Annotated in this window: 6 protein-coding genes; all 6 read right to left on the reverse strand. The window is 73.7% G+C overall.

The window, feature by feature from the left end; all coding sequences use genetic code 11:
• Positions 1 to 87 precede the first annotated feature (87 nt).
• On the reverse strand, positions 88 to 597 hold the full coding sequence (locus SACSA_RS24105) for a DUF4333 domain-containing protein (RefSeq protein WP_019813235.1): 510 nt from the start codon (positions 595 to 597) through the stop codon (positions 88 to 90).
• 80 nt (positions 598 to 677) lie between these two features.
• Entirely contained in the window at positions 678 to 1880 is a 1203-nt protein-coding gene (locus tag SACSA_RS0102570; RefSeq protein WP_019813237.1) for a GNAT family N-acetyltransferase, read from the reverse strand.
• Between the two features lie 87 nt (positions 1881 to 1967).
• On the reverse strand, positions 1968 to 2630 hold the full coding sequence (locus tag SACSA_RS0102575; RefSeq protein WP_019813239.1) for a DUF4333 domain-containing protein: 663 nt from the start codon (positions 2628 to 2630) through the stop codon (positions 1968 to 1970).
• 125 nt (positions 2631 to 2755) lie between these two features.
• Positions 2756 to 5524, reverse strand: coding sequence for a DEAD/DEAH box helicase (locus tag SACSA_RS0102580; RefSeq protein WP_028661457.1), 2769 nt, complete (start codon positions 5522 to 5524; stop codon positions 2756 to 2758).
• A 157-nt stretch (positions 5525 to 5681) separates the two neighbouring features.
• Positions 5682 to 6170 carry an SRPBCC family protein gene (locus SACSA_RS0102585; RefSeq protein ID WP_019813243.1) on the reverse strand — a complete coding sequence of 163 codons (489 nt, stop codon included), beginning with the start codon at positions 6168 to 6170 and terminating at the stop codon, positions 5682 to 5684.
• Complete coding sequence (locus SACSA_RS0102590) at positions 6167 to 6520, reverse strand: ArsR/SmtB family transcription factor (protein WP_019813244.1); 354 nt, start codon at positions 6518 to 6520, stop codon at positions 6167 to 6169. The genes SACSA_RS0102585 and SACSA_RS0102590 overlap by 4 nt, the downstream gene beginning before the upstream one ends.
• Positions 6521 to 6799: the final 279 nt, after the last annotated feature.

The raw sequence follows: 6799 nt of genomic DNA on the forward strand, positions 1-6799 counted from the left end.
ACCTGGCCCGGCGGTACGCCCTGGGTGGCTCGGCCACGCGGCTGCTGACGGCGCTGACCGGAGCGGCCGCGGCGCGGGGCGGCTGATCTACGCGCCGTCGCCCTCACCGGCGCCGGTGCCGTCACCCGTGCCCTCACCGGCCGTGTCACTGTCGGTGTCGCTGTCGTCGGGGTAGCCGACCTCGTAGCGGCCGTCGTCGTCGGACACGGTGATCGGCACGCGGCGGGTCTGGCCGTCGACGACGGCGGTGCAGTCGAACGTGGTCCCGGCCTCGACCGGACGGCCGGACGGGCAGTCCACCCGTTCCACACCGTCGAGTTCGTAGCTGCCGGTCAGCACCGACCGCACCGACTCACGCATGGTGTCGGCGTCGAACACCTTCGACACCGGGGACGGCCCGGTGGTGTCGTCGTCCGCGTGCCCGGGTCCGGACGGACCCGTCGAGGGCGGCCCGGTGTCGTCCGGTGTGCTGGTCGTGCCCGGTGTGCTGGTGTCGCCGAGGGACGGCACCGTCACGCCGGGCTCGTCGCCCTCGCCGCCGCAGGCGCCTAGCAGCAGGGCGCCGCACGCGGACAGGCTCGCCAGTAGGGTGCGCATGCGCAACGCCGGACACTCTCCGCGGTCTCTCGTGGGTCACCTCGCCACCCGCACCGGGTTCGCCGTGCCGGTTGGGGGGCCTAGAAGAACGTACCGCACCACGGTTCGGCCCCGGCAGCGACCAGCGCGTCGACCGCCTCCGGCGCGGCCGCGGCGAGGCGACCGGCTCGCGCCAGCGCGGAGGGGCGCCACCCACCCAGCCACAGCATGCTCAGCGCGTCCACGTCGAGGCGCGCGTCGGCGGGGTCGTCGGTGCGCTCGGCGCCGTCGGCGGAGAGCAGGTAGCGGCCGCTGTTGGCGGGCAGCAGCGGGTCGTGCACCTCCAGCACGATCGGCTCCGGCCCGCGCCACGGGCGTGCCCGCAGCGCGGCGGGCACATCGACCAGCCGCAGCCACGTCTCGTCGCGCACGGCGGTGACCCGGCAGGCGCGGGGATCGGTGAACAGCAGCTCCAGCGGTTCGTCGAGCGGCCTGCCCCGCGTGTGGATCTCGTGGACGAGGTCGACACCGAGCAGGTACCGCCACAGCCCGGCGAACGCGGAGGCGCAGGCGGCGTGCAGATCGACCACGGTGAGCACGCCCTGCCCGCCGGAGTCGCGGCCGACCTGGTAGAGGGCGAACCCGTCGGGCCCGTCGTGGCCGTGGTGCAGCACCGCCGACATCGGTTCGGTCGCCTGCCGCGCCCATGCCGACCAGGAGGCCCACCACTGCTCCGGCCGGGTCATGCCGCCCGGCCGGGCGGGCAGGGCGGCGTAGACCACGGGCAGCCTGCGCACGGCGGTGTCGAGGTCGAGCAGTTCCACCTCGCCGCCGACGGGGACCTCGGGCCGCAGCCGGGCGGTGTGCCGTGCCACGGTGCAGGTGCGGGCACGGGTGGCGACGCCGTAGCCGAAGCGGCCGTAGATGGCGCCCTCGGTGGCGTGCAGGGTGGCCGCCGTGATGCCGCGGTCGGCGAAGTCGGCCAGTTGGGTCCGCATCAGGTCGGTGAGCACTCCGCGCCGGGTGCGGTCGGCGCGCACACCGACGCCGGTGACCGCCGCCAGCGGCACGGTGTTCCCGCCGGGCACGGCCAGGCGGGCGTCGAGCGAGCGGGCGGTGCCGACCAGCGGCGCGCCGGGCGCGTCGTCGTCGACGGCGCCGAGGGTGCGCCCCGGCTGGAACCCGGCGCGCGCGTACTGCCACTGGTCGTCGGTGACGGGAGCCAGGTGCAGCGCGGCGCGGAAGAGGTCCTCGGCCGTGCGGTGGTTGTTCTCGCCCAGCACCCGGGTGGTCGCGGTGTTCATGGCCTCCGATCCTCGCGGCCGTCGGGCGGGACGCGCCACCGGGTTGTCCGCCGCGCCCGGCCGTGTGGTGCGGGCGCGGCGGTCCGGTCATTCGGCGGGTTGGGGTTGGCCGACCTGGTAGTGGCCCTCGGCGTTGTCGACGGTGATGGGCACCTGCTGTCGCTGCCCGTCGATGGTGCCGTCGCAGGTGAAGGTGGCGCCGGGCTCGACCTCCTGCCCTTCGGGGCAGGTGATGCTGTCGACCTCGTGCCCGGCCTCGGACAGCACACGCTCGACGTCGCTGGACATCTGCTGGTGGTCGAACACCGTGGTGTTGAGCACGCCGGGCCAGACGAACAGCACCACGGCGGCCGCGGCCAGTGCCACGATGAGCGCGCCGATGCCGATCCACAGGCCCTTGCCGCCGGATGTGCCCCGCGGCGCGCCCGGGGGCGCCTGCCCGTAGCCGGGCTGGCCGTACGGCGCCTGCCCGTACCCAGGCTGCTGCGGGTACTGGGCGGGATAGCCGCCGTACTGGCCCGCCTGCGGGTCACCGTACGGCTGCCCCGGCTGGCCGGGCTGGCCGGGCTGCTGTTGCTGGGGCCAGGGCTGCTGGCCGTACTGGCCGTACCCGGGCGCACCCGGGTGTCCCGGCTGCTGCCCGTACGGCTGCTGCGGGTAGCCGCCCTGGTTGGGGAAGCCACCGGATTCCGGACCCGAGGGGGGTTGCTGGCCCCACTGGGGTTGGTTGCCTCCGTACGGCGCGCTCATCGTGTTGCCTCCGCCAAGTCACCGACAGTTGTCCGGCACGCCGCACACCGGCATGCCGTGCGGAATCCAACCACACTCGCCGCGCGCGGTGCACAGGTCCGCACCTGCCGCGGACGGCGTGGTGGTCACAGCTCGCCCGCGGCCACCACGCCGCGGCGCAGCGCCTGGGCGGCCTTGCCGGCGGCACCGCCGACCGCGTGCTGTTTACCCAGCACGTCACGGATCTGGTCGAGCAGGTCGATGACCTGCCGGGACCAGCGCACGAAGTCCCCGGCGGACAGTTCCTGCCCGTTGGCCTCGGCGGTGGTCAGCACCGCCTCCAGCGATTCGCCGCGGGCCCACCGGTAGACCGGCCAGCCGAACCCGGCGTCGGGTTCGCGGGTGCGGTCGAGGCGGTGCCTGCGTTCGTCCTCGACCAGCTCGGTCCACAACCGCACCGTCTCCTGCCAGGCCTGCGCCACCGGCCCGGACGGCAGCTTGGCCTCGGCGGTGGCGTCGCGCCGTGCCTCGTAGACCAGGGTGGAGACCACGGCGGCGAGTTCGGCGGGGCCCAGGCCGTGCCAGGCCCGGTGGCGGATGCACTCGGCGGCCAGCAGGTCGGACTCGCTGTAGAGGCGGGTCAGCAGGCTGCCGTGTTCGGTGAGGGTGTCGCCGTCGTCGCCGAGGTAGCCCCGCTCGGTGAGCAGCCCGCGGATGCGGTCGAAGGCCCGCGCCAGCGAATGGGTGGTGGCCGCGATCCTGCGTTCGAGCTGGGCGTTGTCGGCGGCCAGCCGCTGGTACCGCTCGACCCAGCGCAGGTTGGCCTCCCGGTCGGCGAGGCCGTGCACGGGGTGGGCCCGCAACCGCCGCCGCGCCTCGGCCAGTTCGGTGTCGCTGGCGGCGTCCGAGCGGCGACGGTGCCGTTTCGGCGGGGTGATGCCGGTGTTGCGCAGCGACGAGGCGATGTCGCGGCGGGTCTTGGCCGAGCGCAGCTCGACGTGTTTGGGCAGTTTGACCCGCCCCAGCGGCTCGACCGGTGCGGGAAAGTCGGACAGCGACAGCGGCCCGCCCCAGCGGTCCTCGGTCACCACGACCGGGCGGGGCTCGTCGAACTGGTCGGTGCCCGGGTCCACCACCACGGCCAGCCCGGCGCGCCGCCCGCCGGGGACGGCGATGACATCGCCTTTGCGCAGCTTCTCCAGCGACCGGGCGGTCTCGGCGCGGCGGGCGGCGGTGTTCTGCTTGGCCAGTTGCTTTTCCCGCTCCGACACGCGGCGGCGCAGGTCGAGGTAGTCGAGCATCGCGTCGAAGTCGCCGGTCACGGCGTCGCGGTAGCCCCGGAGCGCGTCGTTGTTGCGGTCGATGCGGCGGGAAAGCCCCACCACGGAACGGTCGGCCTGGAACTGGGCGAACGACTGTTCCAGCAGCTCCCGCGCCTGCGCCGCGCCGAACTGGCCGACGAGGTTGGCGGCCATGTTGTAGCCGGGACGGAACGACGACTTGAGCGGGTAGGTGCGGGTGGAGGCCAGGCCCGCGACGTGGCGCGGGTCCACACCCGGCTGCCACAGCACGACCGCGTGCCCCTCGACGTCGATGCCACGCCGTCCCGCCCGGCCGGTGAGCTGGGTGTATTCGCCGGCGGTGAGGTCGACGTGGGCCTCGCCGTTGTACTTGACCAGCCGTTCGAGCATCACGGTGCGGGCGGGCATGTTGATGCCCAGCGCGAGTGTCTCGGTGGCGAAGACGACCTTGACCAGGCCGCGGACGAACAACTCCTCGACCGTTTCCTTGAACGCGGGCAGCAGCCCGGCGTGGTGGGCGGCCACGCCCTGTTCGAGTGCCTCGCGCCAGTCCCAGTAACCCAGCACCGCGAGGTCGGCGTCGGGCAGGTCGGCGGTGCGCTCGTCGACGACGCGGCGCACTTCGGCGACCTCCTCGGGGGTGTTGAGCCGCAGGCCCGAGTGGCGGCACTGGGTGACGGCGGCGTCGCACCCCGCCCGGGAGAAGATGAACACGATCGCGGGCAGCAGTCCCGCCCGGTCGAGCCGGTCGACGACCTCGACCCGGGACGGCGGCCGGTACCGGGGCATCCGGGGTGGGCCGCCCCGGCGCCGCGGGCCACCCCGCGCCCCTGCCGGGGCGTGCATGCGGGCGGTTTCCTCGGCCTTGCGCAGCAGGCGCGGGTTGAGTTTGGCCTCGCCGGTGTCGGCCTGCTCACCGGCGAAGAGGTCCAGCAGCCGGGGACCGACGAGCATGTGCTGCCACAGCGGCACGGGCCGGTGCTCGTCGACCACCACGGTGGTGTCGCCGCGCACGGCCACGAGCCACTCGCCGAACTCCTCGGCGTTGCTCACCGTGGCCGACAGGCCCACCACGCGCACGTAGGCGGGCAGGTGCAGGATCACTTCCTCCCACACCGCGCCACGGAACCTGTCGGCCAGGTAGTGGATCTCGTCCATGACCACGTAGCCGAGGTTGTGCAGGCTGGCCGAGCCCGCGTAGAGCATGTTGCGCAGCACCTCGGTGGTCATCACCACGATCTGGGCGTTGCCGTTGACCGAGGTGTCCCCGGTGAGCAGGCCCACGGCCTCGGCGCCGTAGCGCTCGATGAGGTCGGCGTATTTCTGGTTGGACAGCGCCTTGATCGGGGTGGTGTAGAAGCACTTGCGTCCCTCGGCCAGGGCCAGGTGCACGGCGAACTCGCCGACGACGGTCTTGCCCGCGCCGGTCGGGGCGCACACCAGCACGCCGTGGCCGTCCTCGAGCGCGCGGCAGCCCCGGTTCTGGAAGTCGTCGAACTCGAAGGCCAGCTCACCGGCGAACCGGGTCAGCTCCGGGTACCGGCCGCGCCGCCGCGCCGCCGCGTAGGCCTCGGCCGGGCTGGTCGACGGGGAGGAATCGGTGGAGGGGTCCACGTCCGTCAGGGTTTCACACTCCCGGCCGTCCACGCAGACGGCGGGTGGCCACGGCCCCCTCCCACGGCCTCGGCACGGCCACACCGGACGCGCCGAGGCCATGTCTTCCCCGGGGCGGGTCGCGGGCGCGACCGCCCCCGGAACCGCGGCGGGTGTCTCAGGCGAGCAGGGCGTCGAGTTTCTCGTAGCCTTCCCGCACGCCGACCTCCATGCCGCTGGCCAGCATGGCGTCGCGGGCTTCGAGCGTGTCCACCATCGACAGCGCGGTCACGCGGGTGCGCCCGCCGCCGAGGTCGTCGAAGGTGGCGATCTCCAGGCTGACCCCGTCGGGCAGGTCGGTCCAGGTGAAGGTCTGCACGATCCGCTCGGGCGGACGCAGTTCGTGGAACGATCCGTAGAAGGAGGCCACCAGGTCGCCGTCGCGCCAGTTCGAGTACCGCCAGTGGCCTCCGGTGCGCGCGTCCCATTCGTCCACGCGCAGCTCGAGGTCACGGGGACCGAGCCAGCGGGCCAGCAGGTCCGGGTCCGTCCACGCCCGGTAGACCCGGTCGCGGGGCGCGTCGAAGTCGCGGACGATGCGGATGGAGGGCAGGTCGGCGACGGCTTCGATGGTCGTGTCGCGGGTGCCGGTGCGGGTGGTGCTCATGATGCTCGCTCCTGGTGTGGTCGGGTGGTGTCGTCCCCGTCGCCGGTGTCGTGGTCTGCCAGGTCGGCCAGCACGGCGTCCAGTCGGCGGAACCGGTCTTCGGCCGTCCGGCGGTACCGCTCGATCCACGCGCCGAGCAGGTCGAGGACCTCGGCCTCGAGCCTGCAGGGGCGGCGCTGCGCCTGCCTGCCGCGGGTGACCAGGCCCGCGTCGGTGAGCACCTTGAGGTGCTTGGACACCGCCTGTACCGACATCGCGTACGGCTGGGCCAGCTCCCCCACCGTGGCATCGCCGGAGGCCAGGCGCGCGACGATGTCGCGGCGGGTGGGGTCGGCCAGCGCGAGGAACATCCTCGACAACCGGTCGTCGTCGGACGTGGGGCCTTCTGTCGTCGCCACGGGCGCGCGAACCTCCCTTAATCAACCGGACGGTTGATGACGACGGTAGACCTCCGTCGCCCTGTGGTCAACCGCACGGTTGACTGAACGGGGCCTGCGGTTCTTCCCGCGAGGCGCCCTCGGCGGGTCCAGCGGCACGCTCAGGCCAGGACCCGCAGCGCATCGGGCACACACCGCAGCCGCACCGGCAGCCCGCCGAGCGGTTCCCCGTCGGCGAAGGCGGGCCAGCCC

Origin of the sequence: Saccharomonospora saliphila YIM 90502 (genome assembly GCF_000383795.1) — a bacterium.
GTDB lineage: Bacteria > Actinomycetota > Actinomycetes > Mycobacteriales > Pseudonocardiaceae > Saccharomonospora > Saccharomonospora saliphila.